Source organism: Pseudomonas sp. GW823-FHT02F05, from assembly GCF_058797315.1.
Map to the genome: position 1 here is coordinate 1 of NZ_JBXAJM010000052.1, position 833 is coordinate 833.

An 833-nucleotide genomic window follows, 5' to 3' on the forward strand; every position below is an offset into this window, starting at 1 on the left:
CGTGCCGGTGAGCAGGCGCTTAAGCTGTTTGATCAACTTGACATGAATGAGGCGGACTCAGTACTGGCGCAGTTCGACGCCAAAACCGCCGAGTGCGAAGCCGTCGCTGAAGGGCGGGCCGCAGGCCACTTAACCGTCTTGCAGAGCACCTACCTGCTTAACGCCTTGTACGCCTATGACCCACAGGACCTGCGACGTGGCTGGGCGTTCGCGATCCAGGCCGCGCTGTGCTCCTTGGGTATGGAAGCGTGCCCACCGGGCCAAGCCCTGCTGGCGCAGTGGTGGGAAGACACGCAAATAGCCGAAGGCAACCTGTTCTGGCGCGGTTATGCCTTGAATCAGCAGGACCTCATCGAACACACACGGGTCGGTTTGACCGAAAGTAAATCACTGTTCGCCAGTCTGCCGCTCAAGGACATTGCTGCCATCGCGATCAAGGAAATCAAGCGCGGTAAAAGCATCATCAATACCTTCGAAAAAGCCAACAAAGTCCTGGCCGATGGCGAAAAACTCGCGCCCATGGACTGGCTGGCCCGTTCGCAGATGGGCGTTCTGATGGGCTGGTACGCGCAGTTGGCCAAAGGCGTATTCACCTACGGTTCACCAAATAGTGTTGATAAGGCCATGGCCCATGTACTGACCACCGCCGTGAGTTGGCGCCTGGGCAAATTAGCACCGCAGTTGCGCCTGGAGGAACTGGCCGAGGCCAAGACACCAAAGAGCATTGACCGGGTGCGTGCGGAGTTGCAGGTGCGGGTGCGCGCTTCGGTTCAGGCAGAGTTGGAGTCCGGCAAGGTGGGCAACTTTTATGCCGTGCGGATCGGGGTGATTGT

At 58.8% G+C, this 833-nt stretch carries 1 pseudogene; it reads left to right on the forward strand.

The features are described 5' to 3' along the window. Window positions 1-833, forward strand: a pseudogene (locus AC1RAC_RS28280) (hypothetical protein); the annotation flags it as partial.